This window comes from Micromonospora echinofusca, assembly GCF_017614955.1.
GTDB classification, from domain to species: Bacteria; Actinomycetota; Actinomycetes; order Mycobacteriales; family Micromonosporaceae; genus Micromonospora; species Micromonospora echinofusca_A.
On record NZ_WVUH01000008.1, the window covers coordinates 22,416 to 46,266 of the forward strand.

Consider the following 23,851-nt stretch of genomic DNA (forward strand, 5'->3'; position numbering starts at 1 on the left):
AGGCGCGAAGACGGAGGCCCCCGCACCCTCGGCACGCGATCCCGGCTCACCGCGCCCTGGCCCACGCGATGAAGCGGTCGTGCAGGTCGAGCTTCCCGTCCTGCTCCGGCCGACCGAGCTGGCTGAGCGCCTCCGCCATCAGGCTGCTGAGATAGATCAGCAGGACGGTGCGGCTGTCCCTGAACTCGGCGAGCATGGCCAGGCGGGCGGGCTGGCACGGCCACTCCGCCCAGCAGTTCCGGCACCGCCAGAGCGGGCGCATCGGGGTGTGCGGGATGGCTCGGCCCGGACGGAACCATGGGCTGCACATGTCGATCACCTCGGAAGTTGGAGAGGGGCCGCCCCGTTGGGGAGGACGGGGCGACCCCCGATCGAAGCCCGCCCCAGCCCTCCTCGGCGTGGAGCGGGCCCGCCTACGCACAGTCTCATCAGGACGGGACTACTCTCGGAAGTGGCACGCGCTACTCAGCGCTACCGTGCAGACGCCGTCCCCTTGATGTGCAGAGGTGTGCAGATGGACCGACTTCCGATGCTGGAGCTGTTCGCCGGGGAGCTGCGCCGACTGCGCGAGCGCGCCGGGCTGTCCCAGGAAGCCCTGGGCCAGCAGATCAGCTACTCGGCCTCGCTGGTCGCCGCCGTCGAGCAGTGCCGCCGGCCACCACGGGAGGAATTCACCGAACGGTGCGACGACGTGCTCCAGGCCGACGGGCTGCTCGGCCGGATCCGGGCCGCGCTGCTCAGGGAGTCCCTGCTGCCCTGGTTCCGCGAGTGGGTCACGATCGAGCAGGAGGCGACCGCACTGTGCTCGTTCCAACCGCTGGTCCTGCCCGGTCTGCTCCAGACCGAGGCGTACGCGCGGGAGCTGTACGAGAAGGCCAGCCACTTCCTCGGTGACACGCTGGAGCAGCAGGTCGCTGCCCGACTCGCTCGGCAGGAAATCCTGCGCCGGGACTCCCCACCTCAACTCGTGGTAGTGCTCGACTACACCGTGTTGGAGCGCCCGATCGGTGACCCGAAGGTGATGCGCGAGCAGTTGCTCCACCTGCTGGAAATGGCCCGCCGACCGAAAGTCCACCTGCACGTCGTCCCGCAGGGAACCGGGGCGTATCCCGGTCTGAACGGCGCCTTCGTGATCGCCACACCCCCGGAGGGCGACGACGTCGCATACCTGGACAACCAGCTACAGGGATCGATTGTCGAGCGGACGGCGGACGTACACTCGCTGCGGCAGACCTGGGAGTCTGTGCGAGCCGAGGCGATACCCCACGGGGCCACCCTCAGATTGATCTCGGAGGCAGCAGAGTCATGGACCTGACCGGCGCGATCTGGCACAAGAGCACCCGGAGCAGCGGAAACGGCGGCGACTGCGTGGAGGTGGCCGACAACCTGCCGGGCGTCGTCGGCGTCCGCGACAGCAAGGACCCGGCAGGACCGGCGCTCACCTTCGAGCCGGCAACCTGGAAGGCGTTCGTCGAGTTCACCAAACAGCACTGACCTGCAACCGCGAAAGGCCCGACCACCCGAGACGGGAAGCCGGGCCTTCGCCTCGGTCCGAGTTCTCACTTTTTTGAAACTGGCCTACTTCGCCCCCGGCCAAGACTGCTCGTGCCGGGAGTCGGGTCTTCGGTCAGAGCGGGTCGTCGCGGCCGAGTTCCCAGCAGGCGACTGCGGTCGCGGCGGCCACGTTGAGCGAGTCGACGTTGCGGCGCATCGGGATCACCACCCGTACGTCACTGCCGGCCATCGCGGCGGCGGTCAACCCGGCCCCCTCGGCGCCGAGCAGCAGCGCCGCCCGCTCCCGCTGTGCCGGGGTGAGCCGCTGGATCGGCACCGCGTCCGGGGCGGGGGTCATCGCCAGCACGGTGAAACCGGCCGCCCGGACCGTGTCCAGCCCGGCCGGCCAGGGCTCCAGCCGGGCGTACGGCACGGCGAACACCTCACCCATGCTGACCCGGACACTGCGCCGGTAGAGCGGATCGGCACAGGACGGTGAAAGCAGCACCGCGTCCACCCCGAGCGCGGCCACAGCCCGGTAGATCGCGCCGAGGTTGGTGTGGTTGTTGACGTCCTCCAGGATCACCGCCCGGCGCGCGGTGGCGAGCACCTCGGCCGCCGTCGGCAGCTCCCGCCGCCGGAACGAGGCCAGCACCCCACGGTGTACGTGGAAGCCGGTGGCCTGCTGCAACACGTCCGGGGTGGCCGCGTACACCGGCGCGTCCCCGGTGTCCAGGTCACCGAGTTGGTCGACCCGTTTCGCGTCGACCAGGAACGACCGGGGCGGGTACCCGGCCCGCAGCGCCCGGCGCAGCACCAGCTCACCTTCGGCGATGAACAGTCCGTGCGGCGGCTCCCACCGGGTACGCAGCTCGACGTCGGTCAGCGCGCGGTAGTCGGCGATCCGCTCGTCGGCGGGGTCGGTGATCTCTTCGACGTGCACCCGCCGATTGTGCCGGTGCCACCGCCGCCGGCCGGAACCGGCCACGGGCCACCCGATGCCGAGGTGGTGGTACGTCGGATTGCCGCCTCAACGAGCCGGGCCGGTTGAAATCGACCTGCGACGAAGGCATTATCGACCCTTACGAGTTCGACCGTCAGGACCGGGGGGCCATGTCGACGGTTACCGCGCCGGTGGCTGACCGGTCCACCCGCACGGTCGTGGTCCTCGCGTCCGCGTACGCCGTCTCGACCTACGGCACCTTCCTGAACCTGCTGGCCCTGGGCCTGTTCGCGCTGCACGTCACCGGTTCCGCGCTGAGCACCGGGCTGTTCATGGCGGTCCGGTTGGCCGCCGGTTTCCTGATGGGCCCGCTGGCCGGGCTGCTCGCCGGCCGGTACTCCCGCCGGTACCTGATGATCGGCGCGGACCTGCTCTCCGCCGGGACGCTCGGGCTGCTGGTGGCGGCCCCCGTAGGGGTCCGGCCGGCGCTGCTCTGGCCGGTGGCGGTGGTGCTCGGCGCCGGGCAGACGCTGTGGGGCGTGGCGCTGCGGTCCAGCCTGCCCGACCTGGTCGCCGCCGACCAGCTCACCCGGGCCAACAGCCGACTGGTGACCGCCCGGTCGGTGGCCATGCTGCTCGGCTTCGCCAGCGCGGGCCTGCTGGTCGCCCGGGTCGGCTACTCGGCGGCGTTCCTGCTCGACGCGGCGACCTACCTGGTCTCCGCGCTGCTGCTGGTCACGCTGCGTCGCCGGTGGGGCCCGGCACCGGCCGTCGGGCGCGGCGCCGGGGCACGCCGGGCCGGCGACCGTCGCGCGCTGCTGCGGGTCGTGGGGCCCGTGGTGGTGGGCATGATCGGGGTACGCGCCGCCGACGCCTTCGGCTCCGCGTCGCACAACGTCGGCCTCCCGGTGTACGCCAACCTGGTCCGGCCCGACGACCCGGCCGGCTTCGCCGCCACGTTCACCACGGCCTGGGCGGTGGGCAGCCTGGTCGCCGGCCGCTGGGTGTCCTGGCGGAGCCGCCGGGGCAGCGGGGTCACCTCGGAACGGTCGTTCGGCCTCGCCACCTGCGCCATGTCGGTCTTCTTCGTGCTCGCGTTCACCGGGCTCCCGCTCTGGCTGCTGGTCCCGGTCGCCGTGGCGGCCGGCGCGGCGGACGGGTACGCCGAGATCAGCTACACCACCCGGTTGCAGGGCGCCCCGGCCGACCGTCGGGCCGCACTGTTCGGCTTCGCCAGCGCGGCGCAGAACGCCGGCTTCGGCCTCGGCATGGTCGGCTGCGCGGCGCTGCTCGACCGGTACGCGCCCCTGCCGGTCATCGCCGTGGCGCACGGCGCCGCCCTGGCCACCGCACTCGCCTTCCTCCTGCTCGCCGGCCGGCTACGGCGCCGACCGGACCGCCGTGACCAGTCCGCCCCTCAACCGGTCGAGGTAACCTGATGAACCCCGCACCGTCCACCCGTCCACCAGCGGTCAGTCGGGGCGCCGAGCCGCCCACCGACCCGGATCTCGCCCTCACCGTCGACCAGGCGCTGGTCCGCGCCGCGGAACGGTTCCCGACCTCCGGGATCCACGTGGTGGCAGCCGACGGGCAGGCGGTCGGTCTGGACTATCCGACGCTGCTGGCCCGGGGTCGGGGCATCCTGGCCGGGCTGCGGGCCCGGGGCGTCGGACGTGGCGACCACGTCATGCTGCGCATCTCGTCGGGCGTCGAGTACTTCCCCGCGCTGTGGGGCTGCCTGCTCGGCGGGATCGTCCCGTTGACCACCGCCGCTCCGACCTCGTACGACCTCGACAACCCCGCCCTCGACGCGCTCGGCCACGCCTGGCGGCGGCTGGGCGGCCCGGTAGTCGTGGGCGGTTCCGACGACCTCGCCGGGCTGTCCCGGTCCATGGTGCGGGACCGGGTGGTACCCGTCGGCGACCTGGACACCTCGGACGGCGGGGGTGGCCCGGCGGCAGCCGACGGGGAGCCGGCTCCGGACGACGTGGCGCTGCTGCAACTCTCCTCGGGCAGCACCGGGCAACCCAAGATCATCCAGCTCACCCACCGGGGTCTGGCCGGCTACGCCACCGGCGCCCGGCACATGCTCCACATCGGTCCGGACGACGTGCTGCTCAACTGGCTGCCGCTGGACCACATCGCCGGGCTGCTGCTCTATCCGCTGGGCGGGGCGTTCCTCGGGGCGACCAGTGTGCACGTCGCCACCGAGCTGGTCCTGCCGGACCCGCTGCGCTGGCTGGACCTGATGGAGTCCTACCGGGTCACGCACAGTTGGGCACCCAACTTCGGGTTGCGGCTGGTCACCGACGCGCTCGTGGAAGCGCCGGACCGACGGTGGGACCTGGGGGCGCTCCGCCGGATGGTCAGCGGCGGCGAGCAGTGCCTACCGGCCACCTTCGCCGACTTCGTCGCCGCCACCGGACTGCCGGCCGGCGTACTCACCCCGGCGTGGGGCATGTCGGAGACCGCCACCGCCATCACCTTCGACTCGTACGGCGCATCGGGCTGCCGGCAACGCATCCGGGCCGCCAGTCTCGCCGGAGACCTGGCCTGGGCCACCGACACCGACGACCCGGCCGGGGTGGTCGAGTTCCTGTCGGTCGGCTTCCCCGCGCCCGGTACCACGCTGCGCATCGTCGACCACGACAACCGGGTACTGCCGGAGGGCCGGATCGGCCGGTTGCAGCTCCGGTCGCCCCGGGTCACCCCCGGGTACCTCGGCGACCCGGAGGCGGACCGGGCCGCCTTCCCGGACGGGGACTGGCTGGCGACCGGCGACCTGGCCTTCATGGTGGACGGCCGGATCACCGTCACCGGCCGGGAGAAGGACCTGATCATCCTCAACGGCCACAACCACCTCTGCCACGACATCGAGCAGGTGGCCGGCGCGGTATCCGGGGTCACCGACGGGCTGGTGGCGGCGTTCGGCGTACCCGACCCGGAGACCGGCAGCGAGGCGCTCGTCGTCTGCTACGTGCCGGACGGGCGGGCCGGCGTGTCCGGGCCACCGGTGGACCAGGCGGTCCGGGCGGCGGTGGCCCGACGCTGGCAGGTCGTGCCGGCCCGGGTGGTGACCGTCGGTGCGGCGGAGTTCCCGCGTACCACCGGCGGCAAGATCCAACGGGCCGCCCTGCGGGAGCGGTACCTGGCCGGCGGGTTCGACGAGCCGACCGGGGCGGAGCCGGAGGCGATGTCACGCCCGGCGCCGGAGCCGACGCCGATGCCGATCCCGACGGCAGCGCCGGAGCCGATCCCGACGTCGGCCCCGACGGCAGCGCCGGTGCCGGTGTCGGTGTCGCCGGATCAGCCGGCGGCGCGGGGGCCGGGGGCGGTCCGGGCTGCCGTCGCAGACGCGGTGACCGCGATCCTCGGCCAGCCGGCGGACCCCACCGTGCCCTTCTACGAACTCGGCATCGGTTCCATCGGGATCGTCCGGCTCCGGGCCCGACTCGAACAGGACCTCGGCCGGCGGATCGACCAGCCGGTCCTCTTCGCGTACCCGACGGTGGACGCCCTGGCCCGGCACCTCACCGACCCGGCAGTCGAACCGGTACCGGTCGCGCCGACCGGACGTCCCGGCCGGGACCGGCGGATCGCGGTGATCGGGATGGCCGCCCGGTTCCCCGGCGCCGCCGACGTCGACGGGTACTGGGCCAACCTGCTCGCCGGAGTGGAGAGCATCCGCCACTTCACCCCGCAGGAACTGCTCGCCGCCGGCCTGCCCCCGGAACAGGCGCACGCACCCGACCTCGTGGCCGCCAGTGGCGTACTCGACGACGTGGCCGGCTTCGACGCCGACTTCTTCGGCATCAGCGCCCGCGAGGCCGAACTGCTCGACCCGCAGCACCGGCTCTTCCTGGAGGTCTGCCACCACGCCCTGGAGGACGCCGGGTACGCCGGCCCGACCGGTGGGCAACGGATCGGCCTGTACGCGGGCAGCGGGATGAACCTCTACACCCACCAGACCTACCTGCGGCACAACCTGTCCGGGGTCGTCGAGTCCGGCGACCCGGCCGGGGTGATCGGCGCCGCGCTGGGCAACCAACCGGACTTCCTGGCCACCCGGGTCGCGTACCGGTTGGGCCTGACCGGCCCGGCGATCGGTGTGCAGACCGCCTGCTCCACCTCCCTGGTCGCGGTGCACCTGGCCGTCCGCGCGCTGCTCGACGGCGACGCCGACGTGATGCTCGCCGGGGCAGCCGCGCTGCACGTACCGCAGGTCACCGGATACCGGTACGCCCCCGGCTCGATCCTGTCCCGGACCGGGCGGTGCCGACCCTTCGACGCGGCGGCCGACGGCACCGTCGGCGGCAACGGCGTGGCCGCGGTGGTTCTCAAACGCCTGGACCGGGCGTTGGCCGACGGCGACCCGATCCACGCGGTCGTCCTCGGCACGGCGGTGAACAACGACGGAGCCGGGAAGGTCGGTTTCACCGCGCCGAGCGTCGCCGGTCAGGTCGACGTGATCCGCCGTGCGCTGCGCGACGCGGACGTCCCGGCCGGTTCGGTCGGGTACGTCGAGGCGCACGGCACCGGCACGGAACTCGGTGACCCGGTCGAGTACCACGCGCTGCGCGAGGCGTACGACGGTGGCCGGCTGCTGCTCGGCTCGGTCAAGGCGAACATCGGCCACCTGGACAGCTGCGCCGGGATGGCCGGGCTGCTCAAGACGGTGCTGATGGTCCGCACCGGACGGATCCCCCCGCAGATCAACTTCGACCGGCCGAACCCGGCCGTCGACCTGACCGGTGGGCCGTTCACCGTCACCACCGGACCCGGCGACTGGCCGGTCGGCCGGTTCCCCCGCCGGGCAGCGGTCAGCGCCCTCGGAGTGGGCGGCACCAACGCGCACGTGATCGTCGAGGAGCCCCCCGCAGCGGCCCGCCCGGTGTCCCCTGCACCGCCACCGTCCGCGCCCGGCGTGCTGCCGCTGTCGGCGGCCGACCCGGTGGCGCTGCGCGAACTCGCCGGCCGGTACCGGGACCGGTTGCGCGCCGACCCTCACCTGCGCGCCGCCGACCTGGTCCGGACCGCCGGAGTCGGCCGCCGGCGGCTACGCCACCGGCTGGCCGTGGTGGGTGACTCTCCCGCCGCGCTGGCCGACGCCCTGGACCGGTTCGCCGCCGGCACGCCTGACGGACCGGGCGGGGCCGCCGGCCCCGACCTGTACACCGGGGATGCCCGGGGCGCCGGGTCGGCTCCGGTCGCCCTGGCCTTCCCGGGGCAGGGCGACCTGCGGGCGGCCCTCCTCGACCTGGCCGGACGTTTCCCGCAGGTCGGTGCGGTACTCGACCGGGCCGCCACCGCCTACCGGGCCGCCGTCGGCGGTGACCTGGTCGCCGAACTCCACGAACCGCCGGGTGTCGACGGCCGACCGACCGGGATCGTCCAACCCGCCCTGGTGGCGGTCGGGATCGGGCTGGCGGAACTCTGGCGGTCCTGGGGGATGCACCCGGACCAGGTGCTCGGACACAGTGTCGGCGAGTACGCGGCCCTGGCCGTGGCCGGGGCCCTGTCGGTCGAGGATGCCGTGTGGCTGGCCGCGCACCGGGGCCGGCTGATGCAGGAGACCATGCCACCCGGGGCGATGCTGGCCGTACTGGCCGACCGGGCCACCGTCGATCGTCTGGCCAGCGGCTCCGGGCTGGTGGTGGCCGCCGTCAACGGCGACCGGCAGCACGTGCTGGCCGGTCCACCCGCCGCAGTCGACGCCGTCGCCGAGTGGGCCGGGCGGCACGGCCCACCCGTCCGACGGTTGGCGGTCACCCGGGCGTTCCACTCACCTGCGGTGGAACCGGTGCTCGACCGGTTCCGGGCCCTGGTCGACCGGGTCGACCGGCAGCCGATCCGGATACCGCTGGTCAGCAGCGTGGACGGCCGGATCCGGGAACCCGGCTGGCGGCCCGACGCCGACCACCTGTGCCGGCAGGCCCGGGAGCCGGTCCAGTGGGACGCCGCCGTGCGTACCCTCGCCGCCACCGGCTGCCGGACCGTGGTCGAGGCGGGGCCGGATGCGGTGCTGACCGGCATCGCCCGGTCCGCCGGCACCGGCCTGCACTGGGTACCGTCGCAGCAGCCCGCCCGGGACCCGGCCACCGGCCTGTGGCACGCGGTGGCCCGGTTGTACGCGGCGGGCGTCCCGCTGGACTGGACCGCGCTCACCGACGGGTACGGCGGCCGACGGGTGCCGCTGCCCGCGTACCCCTTCCAGCACCGCCCCTTCTGGCATGTAAGGAAGGGCCCCCTGTTAACGCATTCGGTAGAGGAAGGGCCCCCTGTTAACACTCCACCGGGGGTCGAGCGGCCGGCCGGGCCGGCGCAGCAGCCGGCGACGGCGGACCCCCGGGGCACCGGCACGGTGCACGAGCCGACGAACGGGCCGCGTCAGCAACTGGGCAACGAGGTGGTGCAGCAGCCGGGCAACGAGCCGACGGACGGGCCGGTGCTCGCCAGGGTGTGCGAGTTGACTGCCGAGCGCCTCGGCCTGCTCGCAGCCTCGGTCGACCCGGACCGCAGCTTCTTCGACCTGGGCGCCGACTCGCTGTTGCTGATCACCATGTCCCGGGAGATCCACCGGGAGTTCGGGGTACGGGTGCCGGTCCGGGAGTTGTTCGGCTCGGTCGACACCCCGCGACGGCTCGCCGACGCGGTCACCAGTGCACGACCCGCTGACCACGCGTCCACAGCACGACCCGCTGACCACGCGTCCACAGCACGACCATCGTCCAACCCTGTTTCCACGGCACGACCGGCGCAACCATCGACCGAGCCCGTTTCCTCGGCACGACCGGCCGACCAACCGTCCGGGGTCGATCCGGCGGGCCCCGGGGACCCCACGCGCCCGGCGCAGCCGGCGCCCTCCGTGGACCTGTCGCCGCCGATCGGAACTCCGGCCGTCGCCCTAGCCGGAGCAGCCGCCGGTGTCCCGGCACCCGCACCAGCGGAACTGGCCGGCATCATCCATCGCCAGCTCGACCTGATGCAGCAACAACTCACCCTGCTCGGTACCGCCGGGGTGGCACCCGCCGGACCCGTACCGCCGGACCCGGCCGCCGGGGGACCACCAGCGGCGGCGGCGCCGGCAGCGGACGTGGGTGGCACGGTACGACCGGTAGCGGCACCGGCACGGTCAGCCGGTCGACCCGACCGCAGCACCGACAGCGGTACCGACGACGCAACCGAGCAGCCAACCGGCCGCGAGACCGGTCGCCGGTCCGGCGGAACCCGCCAGGACGACGGCGTACGCCAGGACGACGCTGGACGCCAGGACAGCACCGACTTCAGTCTCTACTTCTTCGGGGACTATCCCGACCAGGACAACGACGACAAGTACGGCGTACTCCTGGATGCCGCGCAGTTCGCCGACGAGCACGGCTTCCACGCGGTGTGGCTCCCGGAGCGGCACTTCCACTCCTTCGGTGGGATCTTCCCCAACCCGGCTGTCCTCGCCGCCGCCCTGGCCACGCGTACCCGCCGGATCCGGCTCAACGCCGGGTCGGTGGTGCTGCCCCTGCACCATCCGGTCCGGGTGGCCGAGGAATGGTCCATGGTGGACAACCTCTCGGGCGGCCGGATCGGGTTGGGCTGTGCACCCGGCTGGCACGCCAACGATTTCGTCTTCTTCCCCGAGCACTACGGTCGGCACAAGCAGGTGATGTACGAACACCTGGCCACGGTGCGGCGACTCTGGCGGGGCGAGTCGGTGACCGCCCGTGCCGGCGACGGTGAGCCCACCGAGGTACGCCTCTTCCCCCGGCCGATCCAGGCCGCGCCGCCCGCGTTCACCGCCATCGTCGGCAATCCGGAGAGCTACCGGGAGGCCGCCCGCAACGACGTCGGCGTGGTGACCAACCTGATGACCCAGGATGTCGACCAGCTCGCCGCGAACATCGCGCTGTACCGGCGTACCCGTGCCGAGCACGGGCTCGATCCGGCCGCCGGTCGGGTCACCGTACTGCTGCACACCTATCTCGGCGACGACCTCGACCGGGTACGCGCCGAGGCGTTCGAACCGTTCCACCGGTACCTGCGTTCCTCGTTGGGCCTGCTCGGTCAGGTGACCAACAGTCTCGGCATGAACATCGACCTGGCCGGTACCCCGGACGAGGACGTCCGTTTCGTGCTGTCCCAGGCGTACGGGCGGTACTGCGCGGAACGTGCGTTGATCGGTACCCCGCAGAGCTGCCGGGAGGTGGTGGCGGCGGTGCTCGACGCGGGCGTGGACGAGATCGCCTGCTTCGTCGACTTCGGCCTGCCCGCCGACGCGGTCCGGGCCGGCCTGCCGTTCATCGACACGGTCCGGCGTACGACGGCACGCCGGCACCAGCCTGCTGCCGCGAGCCCGCCGGGTCCGTCGGAGGCCGCCGCAGCGGTGTCCCCGGATACGGCACCGGAGGAGGTCGCTCCACTGTCGGCGGCCCAGCGTCGGCTGTGGATCACCGCACAGCTCGACCCGACCAGCCCGGCCTACAACGAGGCCGTCGCGGTCCGACTGGCCGGCCCACTGGACGTACCGGCGTTGCAGGGGGCACTCCAGGATGTGGTCGACCGGCACGCCCCCCTGCGCACGGTCTACCGGGAGATCGACGGCGTGCCGCACCAGGTGGTCCGGGCCACGGTGCCGGTGGAGTGCCCGGTGCGCGACCTCGACCCGACAGCCCGGCACGGACACGAGGACGAGGCGGTCCGGCACGGACACGAGGACGAGGCGGTCCGGGCGGTGATGGCTGCGGAGAGCCGGCGCCGCTTCGACCTGACCGCCGGGCCGGTCTTCGCGTTCACCCTGCTCCGGTTCGCCCCGACCCGGCACGTCCTGGTGCTCTCCTTCCACCATCTGGCCACCGACGGCGGGTCGTACGCGATTCTGACCCGGGAGGTGTCGGAGTGCTACCGGGCCCGGGTCGACGGCCGGGCACCCGACCTGCCGCGGCTGACCACCAGCTACCCGCAGCTCGCCGGGGACGACGGCGGGGGCCGGGACCGGGAGAAGGCCCTGCGGTACTGGCTGCGCCAGCTCGACCCGCCGCCGCCCGCCCTGGTGCTGCCGTCCGACCTGCCCCGCCCCGCCGTGCCCTCGGCCGCCGGGAGCAGCCTGTTCCGGCAGCTCCCGGCCGGGCTGACCCGGCGCGTCGAGCAGTTCAGCCGGACCGAACGGGTCACCGCGTTCACCACCCTGCTCAGCGCGTTCGGGGTCGTCCTGTCCCGGTTCGGCGGTGGCCAGGACGACCTGGTGGTCGGTACCGGGATGAGCAGCCGGGACGACCGCTCCGCCGACCTGGTCGGGTTCTTCGTCGACACCGTCCCGCTCCGGCTGGACCTGCGCGGGGACCCGACCTTCCAGGAACTGGTGGCCCGGGTGCAGCTCACCGCCGCCGACGGGTACGAGCATGCCGACCTGCCCTTCGACGAGCTGGTCGAGGCGCTCGCCCCGGTCCGGGAACCCGGCCGGAACCCGCTGTTCGACGTCGTCGTCGAGTACGAGCGCGGCGACGCGTTCCGCTTCGACCTGCCGGGGGTCACCGCCGAACCGCTGCCGGTCGGGTTGGACAAGGCACCGGTGGACCTGATGGTGTACCTGTCCCACGGTGCCACCGTCGACGTGCACGTCGAGTACCGCTCGGAGGTCCTGGACCGGGCCACGGTGGACCGGCTGGTCGATCATCTGCACCGGTTCCTGGACGCCGCGACCCGCGACCCGCAGGCGTCGGTGACCGTACTGACCGACCGGCTCGACCACCCGGGCGGCGGGCTGTCCGGCCCGGTCACACCACCGACGGCAGACCGGCTGCACGACCTGTTCCTCCGGCGGGCCACGGTCGACCCGGACGCGGTGGCGGTGGTCGCCGGGCCGGACCGGTGGACCTACCGGGAGCTGCGCGAACGGGCCGACGGGCTGGCCCGGCGGGTGGCCGCCGAGGGGGTCGGCCCGGACGACGTCGTCGGGGTGCTGCTGCCCCGTCGGCCCGAACTGATCGCCGCGCAGCTCGGCGTCCTGATGGCCGGTGCCGCGTTCCTCCCGCTGGATCCGTACACCCCGCCCGCCCGGCTGGCCGGGCTGCTGGCCGACAGCGGGGCCCGGCTGGTGGTCACCGCCACCGGGATCGCCACGCCGGCCGGGGTCACCCGGCTGCTGGTCGACGAGACCGGGCCGGCGGGCCTGCCCGCGCCGACCGCCGTACCCGGCCCCGACCATCTGGCCTGGTGCGTCTACACCTCCGGGTCGACGGGACGCCCGAAGGGGGTGGCCGTGTCGCACCGGGCCGCCGTGAACGCCGTCACCTGGCACGTGGGCACCCTCGGGCTGACCGGTACCGACGTGGTCGGGCATCTGCTCGGTCTCGGCTTCGACGCCAACCTGGCGGAGATCCATCCGGCGCTCGCCGCCGGGGCGACCGTGGCCCTCGTACCGGCCGACCGGCGTGCCGACCCGGCCCGGTTGACAGCCTGGTGGTCGGCGCAGGGGGTGACCGTGGCGCTGGTCCCGGCACCCCTGGCCGAGCTGGTCTTCGCCCTGCCGGCCCGCCCCGCCGGCCTGCCCCGGACCCTGATGGTCGGCGGCAGCCAGCTCCGGCGCCGCCCACCGGTCGACTTCCCGGCGACAGTGGTCAACGCCTACGGGCCGACCGAGAACGCCATCGTCAGCACCGCCGGTCGGGTACCGCCGGACGGGACCGAGCCGGTCCACATCGGCGGGCCGGTCGACAACGTCCGGCTCTACGTGCTCGACGGCCGGGGTCGGCCGGTACCGCCCGGCGCAGTCGGTGAGCTGCACCTGGCCGGACGCAGCCTGGCCCGGGGCTACCTCGGTCGGCCGGCGGAGACGGCGGCGGCGTTCCGGCCGGAGCCGTTCTCCGGGGAACCGGGCGCCCTGATGTACGCCACCGGGGACCGGGTCCGGCTGCGCGGGGACGGCACCGTGGAGTTCCTCGGCCGCACCGACGAGCAGGTGAAGATCGCCGGGCACCGGGTGGAGCCGGGTGAGGCCGCCGCCGAGCTGGTCCGGCTGGCCGGGGTACGGCAGGCGACCGTCGTCGCCCGGCAGGACCGCGGCCCGGAGCCCTACCTCACGGCGTACGTCGTACCGGTCGACGGCGCGGAACCGGCGGCGGCGCTGCGGACCCGGCTGACCGGGGAGCTGACCGCACGGCTGCCCGGCTACCTGGTACCCCGGGCCTGGGTCTTCCTCGACGCGCTGCCCGTCGGGGAGACCGGCAAGGTGGACCCGGCCCGGCTGCCGGCCCCCGAGCCGGACGGCGGTGACCGGGTACCGCAGCCGGGGCTGGAACGGGTGGTCCACGATGCCTGGTGCGCCGAACTGGGTGTGGACCGGGTACCACTGGAGGAGGGTTTCTTCGCCACCGGCGGGCACTCGCTGGGGGCGGTACGGCTGGCGAACCGGTTGACCGAGCTGCTCGGTACCGAGGTCGGCGTGGACCGGGTACTCCGGGCAGCCGGGGTGCGCGCCCTCGCTGCGAGCCTGGCCGGAGACCCGACGGCCGGGCCGACCGTGGTGCCGGCCGCTGGGCCGACCGTGGCACCGGCCGTGGTGCCGGCCGGTGAAGCACCGACCAGGGCACCGGCCGACGGAGCACCGGCCGTGGAGGAGGTCGCGCCGGCCAGCCACCAGCAGGAGACCATGTGGAACCGGCAGCACGTCGCGCCGAACCCGGCGGCGGTGCACATGGCGGTACGGATCAACCTCACCGGCCGGCTCGACGTGCCGGCACTCGGTACGGCGGTGGACGGCCTCGTCGCCCGGCACGGGGCGTTGCGTACCCGGCTGGTACCGCAGGATGGTCAGCTCCGTCAGGAGGTCCTCGCCCACCGGCCGGTCCCGTTGCCGGTCGTCGACCTCGACCACGCCCCCGAGGACCCGGAGGTGGAGCGGTGGTGCGTCGCGACCGGTCGGGAGCCGTTCGACGACGACGGGCCGAAACTGCGGGCCCGGCTGGCCCGACTCCCCGGTGACCACTGGATACTGATGCTCGTCGTGCACCACCTGCACGGCGACGGCTGGTCGATGTTCCGGCTCTTCGACGAGTTCGGGCGACGGTACGCCGCCGCGCTCGACGGCACCGAGCCGGTCCTCGAACCGGTGCCGGTGAGCTATCCCGGGTACGCCCGGCGGCAGCGGGCCGAGCCGGTCTCCGCCGACCTACTCGACCACTGGCGACGCCGGTTGGCGGGCGCCCCCCGGACGGTACCGCTGCCGGTGGACCGTCCCGGTGCGGACCTGTCCTCCGGCCGGGGCGCCGAATACGTCTTCCCGATCCCCGACCCGGTCACCGCCGGGCTGACCCGGCTCGCCGGTGAACTGGGCACGACGATGTTCCCCGTGCTGGCGGCCGGGTACGCGCTGCTCGTCGCGGAGCTGACCGGTGACCCGGACGTGGTGCTGGCCGGCCCGTACGCACACCGGGACAGCCGGGACATCGAGCCGACCGTGGGCCTGTTCACCAGCCCGCTGGTGCTGCGCCTGCCGGTGGCCGAGGCCCGCACCTTCGCGGATCTCGTCCGCGTCACCGAGGCGGTCTTCCTGGACGCGGTACGCCATCAGCCGGCCCCGCTGGCCGAGGTCTACGCGGCGGTCGACCCGCAGTGGCGGCAGGGGATGCCGCCGCCGGTGGCCACCGCGCTCCTCGGCTGGAACCCCGGCCTACCGCCGTTGCGCCTGCCGGGGCTGGTCGCGGAACTGGTGGACCAGCCGCTCGACTGTGCCCGGCGGGAGTACGCCACGGTGCTCACCCCGACCCCCGAGGGGCTACGCGGCACGGTGGAGTACTCCACCGACCGGCTGGACCAGGCGACGGTGGCCCGCTGGTGCGACCGGTACGTCGAGATCCTCGCCGAGGGTGCCGCCGCACCGACCGCCCTGCCAGCCGTCCCGCAGGTCGCCCCGCAGGTCGTCCCGCCGGCAGCCGATCCACAGGTCGGCTCACAGGTTGGGCCGGCAGTCGAGCCGCAGGTCGCCCCGCCGGCAGCCGAGCCGCAGGTTGGGCCGGCAGTCGCCCCGCCGGCAGCCGAGCCGTGGTTCGGCGCTCCTTGACGGGTTCCGCGTCCCCTTGCCGATCATGGAGTTGTGGTGCACCACAAAAGGCGTATAGGCGACTGAACCGCCCACCACAACTCCATGATCAACGAGTCAGGGCGCGGCCGGCGGACGGGGCGGAACGCCGTCGGAGCGGCTGCCCCTGCCGGGCAGCGCGTCTCCCGGCAGGACGGCCGGGCCGGGCGGGCCACCGTCCGGCAGGACGGCCGGGCCGGCTGCGGTGGCCAGACTGGCGCTGGCCGCCTCGCGCAGGATCGCCGAGGGCACCAGCCGCCCCGCCCGGTAGGCGATCCCGATTCCGGCGGCCAGCACGAACATCGCGCCGAAGGTCTGCAACGAGCCGATCAGGGCACCGGCGAGGCCGAGCAGCGGAGCGGCGATCATCAACAGGAGGCCGTCACCGTAGCTGAACATCCCGGACCGGGCCACCGCCCAGCCGGTGAGGAACCAGCCCACGCTGTAGACGGCCGACCCGGCGAGCACCATGGTGCGGGCCTCGGTACCGAAGACCGGGGTGGTCTCGGCCAGCCCGGTGAAGGGCAGCATCAGCACCGTACCGGCGAGGCTGCTCAGCAGCCCGGCCAGCGCCGAGCGGCGACTGCGGGTGGTGACCAGCAGTCCGGCCAGCGCCAGCAGGGCCAGCAGACCCAGCCAGACGGCGAGCACCCAACCGACCAGGTACACCGGGCGGCCGTCCGCCGGGTACGGCTCATTGCCGATCCCGCCGTCACTGGCCATGGTCACGGCACCGTAGAGAAGGGCGTACGCCGGCAGCAGCCAGACTGCGGCGCGGGCCAGTCGGCGCAGGGACCAGGCCCAGGTGGCGTTCGTCGCGGGCAGGTTCGGCCCGGCGTCGGGGACGAAGGGCAGTACGCCGAAACCGCCACCGGTACGACGGGTACCCAGCGGACCCGCCGGATCGTGGGCCCCCGGGACCGCGGCGGTAGACCTGACCTGTCCGTTCGGTTCCTTCATGCCGTCACCTCGCTCCGCCCGCCGGTACCTACCAGACCGATCGTGGCAGGGCCGGCCGGGGCAGATGAGGAGTTCTCGGATATCCAGGACGGGTCGGCGGGGCAGCACGTCGGGGTCGTCAGGCAGGCCCGGCCCAGGCATCCGGCAGGTCAGGCCGGCAGGTCAGGCCCAACCGTCGCGCTGGCAGGCCCGGCCATCGAGGTGACCGGCCAGGGCGTCCCGGCAGCCCGGCCAGGGCGTCCCGGCAGCCCGGCCAGGGCGTCCCGGCAGCCCGGCCAGGGCGTCCCGGCAGCCCGGCCAGGGCGTCGGGCAAGCCCAGCCGGGTGTTAACAAGGGCCCCTTCCTCTACCGAAAACGTTAAGAAGGGGCCCTTCCTTACACCTCAGCCGGGCTGGCGCTGCTGGGCCGGGTCGGTCAGCAGGCTGGCCGGGGAGACCGGCTCGGGGGCCGGCAGCCCCTGCGGGGTGTTGCCACCGGTGGCCTGCACCTCGGCGGCGCGTACCTCGTCGTGCACCTCCCGGGCGGCAGCGGCGGCGGCCCGGGCCGCCTCGGCGGCCTCCCGCTCGACGGCGCTGGCGTCGTCGGCCGCCTTCGGTGACGGGGCGTCGCCGGCCATCTGGGCCAGCCCGCCGAGCGCGCCACCCATCCCCTCCAGCGCCTTGGTCAGTTCGGCCGGCACGATCCAGACCTTGTTGGCGGTGCCGTTGGCGATCTGCGGGAGCGCCTGGAGGTACTGGTAGGCGAGTACCTTCTGGCTCGGGTTGGCGGTGTGGATCGCGTCGAAGACCGTCCGGATCGCCTTGGCCTGGCCCTCGGCCTGGAGGATCCGGGCCTGCCGGTCACCGTCGGCGCGCAGCACGGCGGCCTGCTTCTCACCTTCGGCGGTGAGGATCTGCGCCTGCTTGTGTCCCTCCGCGTTGAGGATCGCCGCCCGCCGGTCCCGTTCGGCGCGCATCTGCTTCTCCATCGAGTCCCGGATGCTGGGCGGCGGCTCGATCGCCTTGATCTCCACCCGGGTGACCTTGATGCCCCACCGGCCGGTGGTCTCGTCGAGGACACCGGAGAGGTGCCGGTTGATCTCCTCCCGGCTGGTCAGGGCCCGCTCCAGGTCCAGCGAGCCGATCACGTTGCGCAGGGTGGTGACGGTCAACTGCTCGATCGCCTGGAGGAAGTTGGCGATCTCGTAGGTGGCCCGGACCGGGTCGACCACCTTGAAGTAGAGGACGGTGTCGATCGACACCACCAGGTTGTCCGAGGTGATCACGGGCTGCGGTTCGAAGCTGACCACTTGCTCCCGCATGTCGACCTTGGTGCGTACCGCGTCGATGAACGGCACCAGCAGGTTCAGTCCGGGGCTGAGGGTGCGCTTGTACCTACCGAGCCGTTCGACCACGTCGTGCCGCTGCTGCGGCACGATCCGCACCGACTTGGCCAGCGCGACCACCGCGATCAGGGCCACGGCGCCGAAGAGCACCGCGATCACCAGTTCCATGCCACTCACCTTTTCGTCTCGGGCAGCCCACCGGGCAGCTCACCGGAGGAGGAGAAGTCGTCCCGCCAGACCAGGGCGGTGGCGCCCCTGACCTGGATCACCCGTACCCGTTCGCCGGGTTCGAACGCCTGGGTCGCGTCGTACGACCGCGCGCTCCACAACTCACCGTCGATCTTGATCATGCCGTGGTCGACGTCCACCCGCTCCAGGACCAGTGCTTCGGCGCCCTCCAGGGCCGCCGTGCCGAACCGGGTCTCGTCGCTGTCGGCCGTCGGCCCGAGCCGGCGGCGCAGAGACGGCCGGACGAAGGCGACGGTGAGCGCCGAGACCGCCGCGAAGACCAGTGCCTGCACCCCGAGCGGGGCACCGAGGGCCGCCGCACCGGCCGCTGCGAACGCGCCGACCGCGAACATGCCGACGAAGAGGGTGGTCGTGAAGATCTCCGCGACGGCCAGCACCGTACCGAGCACGATCCAGAGCAGTGGCTCCATGGCCCGATCCTGACATGCCGGTGCACGTCACGCCCACCATCGAAGATCACATCGACGGTACGATCACCGCGAGGCGTCGACGAGGCGAAGGAGCCGTACGTGTCCGTCCTGCTGCCGGAGACCATCCGTCGGGTCGACGCCCTCGTCGCGGAGACACAGGCGACCGGGTACGCCCCGTCCCTGGTCGCCGGGGTCGTCCGGGACGGTGTCCTGGCGCACCTGGCCACCGCCGGCACGACGCCGGAACCGCACGCCGACCTCCAGTACCGGATCGGGTCGATCAGCAAGACGATGACCGCCGTGCTGGTGCTCCAGCTCCGCGACGCCGGGCGGCTCGCGCTCGACGACCCGCTGGAGCGGTACCTGCCGGACACCGGGGTCGGCACCCCCACCCTGCGGCAGCTACTCGGGCACGCGGGCGGCCTGCAACGGGAACCGGACGGCGAGTGGTGGGAACGCAGCACCGGCGGGGACCTGGCCGCCCTGCTGGCCGGGCTCACCCCGGCCAAGCTGGCGTACCCGCCGCACCGGGTCTACCACTACTCGAACCTGGCGTACGGACTGCTCGGCGCGGTGCTGGAACGGGTCACCGGCCGGTCCTGGTGGAAGCTGCTGCACGAGCGGCTGCTGACCCCGCTGGGCATGGTCCGGACCACCTACCAGGCGACCGAACCGTTCGCCCGGGGGTACGTGGTGCACCCGTGGCACGGCACGCTCCGGGAGGAGCCGCGTACCGACACCGGGGCGATGGCCCCCGCCGGGCAGCTCTGGTCCACCCCGACGGACCTGGCCCGGTGGGCGGCGTTCCTGGCCGACCCCGATCCGGCCGTACTCGCCCCGGCCACGCTCACCGAGATGTGCGCCCCGGTGGTGATCAGCGACCTGGACTCCTGGCGGTCCGGTCACGGGCTCGGGTTGGAGCTGTACCGCTGTGGGGACCGGGTCTACGTGGGCCACGGTGGGTCGATGCCCGGGTACGTGGCCACGCTGGCGGTGCACCGGCCCAGCCGGACCGGGGTGATCGGTTTCGCCAACTCGTACGGCCTGCGGGCCGGCTCGATCGGTGGGCTGGGCGAGCGGCTGCTGACCGGGGTACTCGACACCGAGCCGGCCCCGGTGCGGGCGTGGCGGCCGGCGACGGCCCCACCGGAGGCGGAGGTCGCCGAACTCTGCGGCCGGTGGTGGTGGATGGGCCGGGAGTACGAGGTCACCTGGGTGCCGGAGGCCGGTGAGCTGGTCTGCACCGGGCTGCGGCCGGCGGGTGCGGTGCCGTGGCGGTTCGTCCGTGACGGCGACGGCCGGTGGCGGGGTCGGGCCGGGATGAACGACGGTGAGGTGATCACCGTGCTGCGGGATCCGGCCGGTACGCCGGTGGCGCTGGACATCGCCACCTTCGTGCTCACCCGCGATCCGGAAGGGAATCCGTAACCCGGGGGGCGCCGGTCAGTCGCCGGTCGGCGGTACGGTGACGAAGTCGATCAGCCGTTCCATCGAGTTGATCAACGGGGTCTCCACGTCGGCGAAACTGTTCACCTTCGACAGGATGATCCGCCACAGCTCCGCCGGCTCGGCCACCCCGAGGGCCGCGCAGACGCCCTCCTTCCAGGGCCGCCCCGGCGGCACCACCGGCCAGGCCCGGATACCGAGCGCCGCCGGTTTCACCGCCTGCCACACGTCCACGTACGGGTGCCCGGTGACCAGGACGTGCGGCGAGGTCACCCGGGCGACGATCCGGCTCTCCTTCGACCCGGGGACCAGGTGGTCGACGAGTACCCCGAGCCGCCGCTGCGGGCCGGGCGCGAAGTCCCGCACCTGTTCGGCGAGTTCGTCGATGCCGTCCAGCGGCTCCACCACCACGCCCTCGATCCGCAGGTCGTCGCCCCAGATCCGCTCGACCAGCGCGGCGTCGTGCACCCCCTCCACCCAGATCCGGCTGGCCTTGGCCACCTGGGCGCGTACCCCGGCGACCGCGACCGAACCGGAGGCGGTGCGCTGGCGTACCGCCGGGGCCGCCGTCGGCCGGGGCCGCCGCAGGGTCACCGGCGCCCCGTCGAGCAGGAACGCCGCCGGCAGCAACGGGAAGTTCCGCCGCCGGCCGTGCCGGTCCTCCAGCACCACCGCGCCGGACTCGAAACCGACCACCGCGCCGCAGAAGCCCGAGTCGGCGTCCTCCACCACCAGGTCCGGCTCGGCGTCGACCTCGGGGATCGTCCGGCGTCGCCGCCAGTCACCAGCCAGTACGTCGTCGCCGTATCGCCTCCCCATGGCCGCTGAGGCTAGCCGGCCACGCGCCCGGTGCCGGGCAGGCACGCCGGCAGGACATGCCGGTCGGACCGGCCCGGCACACCGGTCGGGCATGCACGCCGGCAGGACATGCCGATCGGGGCGGCTCGGCACACCGGCCCGGCGTGCGGGACGGGACGGCTCGGCACACCGGGCCGGCATGCGGGACGGCGGGGCCGTGGCGGGCAGGTCGGGCAGGGAGGCGTGGAACGGACACCGCGACGGTCGAGACAGCGTCGGATCCACCACGTACCCTTGCCTGCATGTCACCCGCAACGGGCGCGGCCACCCTCGCTCCGCGCCGGTCCAGCCGGTTCGTCGCCTGGGTGCGCGCGTGGCGCGCCGGGCTGGTGCCCTACGACGAGGTCGCCGAGGCGATCGCCGGCGACGAGGAGCACCTGGTCGCCGACGCGCCCGGCGCCTGGACCGACCTGCCCCTCGGCCAGGCCCTGCCGACCCTGGCCAAGCTTTCCCCGGACGAGATCCGGCTGGTGCTGCCGGCCCCGGGTGACCCGCGTGGCCTGCCCGGTCCCGGTGAGTTCGCCGGTGCCGCGCTGCTCGCGGGTGAGGCCGTGGTCGCCGCCGGGCTCGGGCTGATCCCGGAGGTCCGCACCCACACCTCCGGCTCGGGGATGACCTTCGAGACGGTGCTCTGGCGGGTGTACCCGTTGCCGCAGACCGCCCCGGCCGCCTCCCTCGGCTGTCCCGGCGCGGCCGAGGCGGAGGCGGAGCTGACCATCGCGCTCGCCGAGGCCACCGCCGCGCTGACCCGGCTCGACGTCGCCCAGTGGCGCCCCGAGCTGGCCGGTGCGTTGGCCGCGCTGCGCCGTCCGGACGGCACCACCGACCTGCCACCCGGGTTCGACCCGCGGGCCCGTCGGCTCTTCGCCCGGGCGGCGGTGCTCGACCGGGTCCTGGCCCTGGCGGAGACCGCCGCGCCCGGTGGGGCCGTCAACGGGTACGAGGCACAGCAGCGGGACGCGGCGCTACGCCCGCTGACCGCCGCCTGTCGGCGTGCCCTGGTGGCCGCCTGCAACGCGCCGCTGCGCCCCTGAGCAGTCCGTCCGGCCCTCCGGGACCGTGGTCACCTGCACCGCCGCCGACCGGCCACCGGTCCCGGGCCGGGCCGGGCCGGGCCGATCGGATGGTCCCGGCCGGACCGGTCAGATCTCGTCGATCAGGTCCACGACGGAGTCGACGATCCGGGACGGCCGGTACGGGTAGCGCTCCGCCTCGACGCGGGTACTGATGCCGGTGAGCACGAGCACCGTCTCCAGGCCGGCCTCCAGGCCGCAGAGGATGTCGGTGTCCATCCGGTCACCGATCATCGCGGTGCTCTCCGAGTGCGCCTGGATGGTGTTCAGCGCCGAACGCATCATCATCGGGTTGGGCTTGCCGACGAAGTACGGCTCCACGCCGGTCGCCTTGGAGATCATCGCGGCGACCGAGCCGGCGGCGGGCAACGCACCCTCCACCGACGGGCCGGTGACGTCCGGGTTGGTGCAGATGAACCGGGCCCCGTCGTTGATCAGCCGGACCGCCTTGGTGATCGCCTCGAAGCTGTACGTCCGGGTCTCCCCCAGCACCACGTAGTCGGGGGCGAAGTCGGTCAGCACGTAGCCGACCGCGTGCATGGCGGTGGTCAGCCCCGCCTCACCGATGACGTACGCGGTGCCGCCGGGGCGCTGGTCGGCGAGGAACTGGGCGGTGGCCAGCGCGGCGGTCCAGATCGCGTGCTCCGGCACGTCGAACCCCATCCGGCTGAGCCGGGCCTGGAGGTCGCGGGGCGTGTAGATCGAGTTGTTGGTCAGGACCAGGAAGGGCTTCCCGGAGGTACGCAGCCGGTTGACGAACTCCGGCGCGCCCGGGACCGGTTGGCCCTCGTGCACCAGTACGCCGTCCATGTCGGTCAGCCAGCTCTGCACCGGCTTACGCTCGGTCATGTCGTCCTCAAAAGGGGTGTGGTCGGGGCAGGTCGGGACGGTCGGTGGCGGCGGACCGGCTCAGGAGGGACGCTGGCCGGGCGGCTCACTGGCTCCGGCCGGGCGGCGGGCCGGTACGCAGCAGACCGTCGGGCAGGTGTCCCACATCGGCAGCTCGCCGAGCCGACGGCGGGGTGCCGGGGTGGCCGGGTCGAGTCGCTCGGTGACCAGTTCCCGGACCATGGTGACGAACCGGGGGTCGGTACCGGGGGTACCGGCCCGGACGAAGTCCAGCCCGAGCTGCCGGGCGGTGGCCAGTGCCTCGGTGTCGAGGTCCCAGACCACCTCCAGATGGTCGGAGACGAACCCGATCGGGCTGACCACCACGGCGGTGGTACCGGCGGCGGCGAGCGCCGCCAGGTGGTCGTTGACGTCCGGCTCCAGCCACGGCACCTGGGGCGGGCCCGACCGGCTCTGCCAGACCAGGTCGTACGGCAGGTCCGGGGCCGCCGCCCGGGCCACCAGGGCGGCGGTCTCGCGCAACTGTGCCTCGTACCGTCCGCCGTGCGGGCCGGCGTTCGCCGCCATCGAGGTGGGGATGGAGTGCGCGGTGAAGACCAGCCGGGTGGTGCCCCGGCGGGCCGGGTCGAGGCCGGCCAACGCGGTGCGTACCGCGTCGGCGTGCGGCTCGACGAAGCCGGGATGGTCCCAGAACTGGCGCAGCTTCTCGATCACCGGCGCGTCCGGGCCCACCGCCGCCCGGGCCGAGGCGATGTCCTCCTGGTACTGCCGGCAGGAGGAGTACCCGCCGTAGGCGCTGGTGACGAAGGCCAGGGCCCGCCGGATGCCGTCGTCGCGCATCTGCGCCACGGTGTCGGCGAGCATCGGGTGCCAGTTGCGGTTGCCCCAGTAGACCGGCAGGTCGATGCCGTGCGCGGCGAAGTCGTCCCGGATCGCGGCGAGCAGGTCCCGGCACTGCTGGTTGATCGGCGAGACCCCGCCGAAGTGCTGGTAGTGCTCGGCCACCTCGGCCAGCCGCTCGGGTGGTACGCCCCGGCCACGGGTCACGTTGGTCAGGAACGGCAGCACGTCCTCGGGCCGTTCCGGCCCACCGAACGAAACCAGCAGCAGTGCGTCGTACGCCATGCCCCCATTGTCCCCGGCCTGGGCCGGGGACAATGGGGGCATGGCGTACGACGC

Annotated in this window: 14 protein-coding genes; 6 read left to right on the forward strand and 8 right to left on the reverse strand. The window is 73.6% G+C overall.

Translation table 11 applies throughout. The features are described 5' to 3' along the window. Nucleotides 1-46: 46 nt before the first annotated feature. A complete protein-coding gene (locus GSF22_RS02465) occupies nucleotides 47-310 on the reverse strand; it encodes a flavin reductase (protein WP_208811058.1) in 264 nt (87 codons plus the stop codon). A 204-nt stretch (nucleotides 311-514) separates the two neighbouring features. On the opposite strand from GSF22_RS02465, the gene GSF22_RS02470 reads away from it, so the two are divergent. After that, nucleotides 515-1,315 (forward strand): helix-turn-helix domain-containing protein, encoded by an 801-nt coding sequence (locus GSF22_RS02470; RefSeq protein WP_208811059.1) that lies wholly within the window; start codon nucleotides 515-517, stop codon nucleotides 1,313-1,315. Next, a complete protein-coding gene (locus GSF22_RS02475) occupies nucleotides 1,306-1,494 on the forward strand; it encodes a DUF397 domain-containing protein (protein WP_208811060.1) in 189 nt (62 codons plus the stop codon). Before GSF22_RS02470 ends, GSF22_RS02475 begins: the two co-directional genes overlap by 10 nt. 133 nt (nucleotides 1,495-1,627) lie before the next feature. On the opposite strand, the gene GSF22_RS02480 is transcribed toward GSF22_RS02475, so the two are convergent. Next, nucleotides 1,628-2,437, reverse strand: a complete 810-nt coding sequence (locus GSF22_RS02480) for a TrmH family RNA methyltransferase (RefSeq protein ID WP_208811061.1) — start codon at nucleotides 2,435-2,437, stop codon at nucleotides 1,628-1,630. A gap of 170 nt (nucleotides 2,438-2,607) precedes the next feature. On the opposite strand from GSF22_RS02480, the gene GSF22_RS02485 reads away from it, so the two are divergent. Then, nucleotides 2,608-3,876, forward strand: coding sequence for an MFS transporter (locus tag GSF22_RS02485; protein ID WP_208811062.1), 1,269 nt, complete (start codon nucleotides 2,608-2,610; stop codon nucleotides 3,874-3,876). Continuing rightward, a complete protein-coding gene (locus tag GSF22_RS02490; protein ID WP_208811063.1) occupies nucleotides 3,876-15,485 on the forward strand; it encodes a non-ribosomal peptide synthetase/type I polyketide synthase in 11,610 nt (3,869 codons plus the stop codon). The genes GSF22_RS02485 and GSF22_RS02490 overlap by 1 nt, the downstream gene beginning before the upstream one ends. Before the next feature lie 96 nt (nucleotides 15,486-15,581). Here GSF22_RS02490 and GSF22_RS02495 read toward each other — a convergent pair whose 3' ends face one another. From GSF22_RS02495 to GSF22_RS02505, 3 genes are all read right to left on the reverse strand, one after another. After that, nucleotides 15,582-16,463: a hypothetical protein gene (locus tag GSF22_RS02495; protein WP_244365840.1), complete on the reverse strand. Its 882-nt coding sequence runs from the start codon at nucleotides 16,461-16,463 to the stop codon at nucleotides 15,582-15,584. A 382-nt stretch (nucleotides 16,464-16,845) separates the two neighbouring features. After that, on the reverse strand, nucleotides 16,846-17,955 hold the full coding sequence (locus tag GSF22_RS02500; protein ID WP_208811064.1) for an SPFH domain-containing protein: 1,110 nt from the start codon (nucleotides 17,953-17,955) through the stop codon (nucleotides 16,846-16,848). 5 nt (nucleotides 17,956-17,960) lie between these two features. Beyond that, nucleotides 17,961-18,446 (reverse strand): NfeD family protein, encoded by a 486-nt coding sequence (locus GSF22_RS02505; protein WP_208811065.1) that lies wholly within the window; start codon nucleotides 18,444-18,446, stop codon nucleotides 17,961-17,963. Nucleotides 18,447-18,545: 99 nt separating this feature from the next. Here GSF22_RS02505 and GSF22_RS02510 point away from each other — a divergent pair, with 99 nt between their 5' ends. Next, nucleotides 18,546-19,874: a serine hydrolase domain-containing protein gene (locus tag GSF22_RS02510; RefSeq protein ID WP_208811066.1), complete on the forward strand. Its 1,329-nt coding sequence runs from the start codon at nucleotides 18,546-18,548 to the stop codon at nucleotides 19,872-19,874. 15 nt (nucleotides 19,875-19,889) lie between these two features. Here GSF22_RS02510 and GSF22_RS02515 read toward each other — a convergent pair whose 3' ends face one another. Beyond that, a complete protein-coding gene (locus GSF22_RS02515) occupies nucleotides 19,890-20,711 on the reverse strand; it encodes a DUF3097 domain-containing protein (protein WP_208811067.1) in 822 nt (273 codons plus the stop codon). A 281-nt stretch (nucleotides 20,712-20,992) separates the two neighbouring features. Between GSF22_RS02515 and GSF22_RS02520 the strand changes: the two genes are divergently transcribed. Continuing rightward, nucleotides 20,993-21,784, forward strand: a complete 792-nt coding sequence (locus tag GSF22_RS02520; RefSeq protein WP_208811068.1) for a hypothetical protein — start codon at nucleotides 20,993-20,995, stop codon at nucleotides 21,782-21,784. A 108-nt stretch (nucleotides 21,785-21,892) separates the two neighbouring features. On the opposite strand, the gene GSF22_RS02525 is transcribed toward GSF22_RS02520, so the two are convergent. Together GSF22_RS02525 and GSF22_RS02530 are read right to left on the reverse strand one after the other, a co-directional pair. Then, nucleotides 21,893-22,672 (reverse strand): HAD-IIA family hydrolase, encoded by a 780-nt coding sequence (locus tag GSF22_RS02525; protein ID WP_208811069.1) that lies wholly within the window; start codon nucleotides 22,670-22,672, stop codon nucleotides 21,893-21,895. A gap of 60 nt (nucleotides 22,673-22,732) precedes the next feature. Beyond that, entirely contained in the window at nucleotides 22,733-23,797 is a 1,065-nt protein-coding gene (locus tag GSF22_RS02530; protein ID WP_208811070.1) for a ferrochelatase, read from the reverse strand. Between the last annotated feature and the right edge of the window lie 54 nt (nucleotides 23,798-23,851).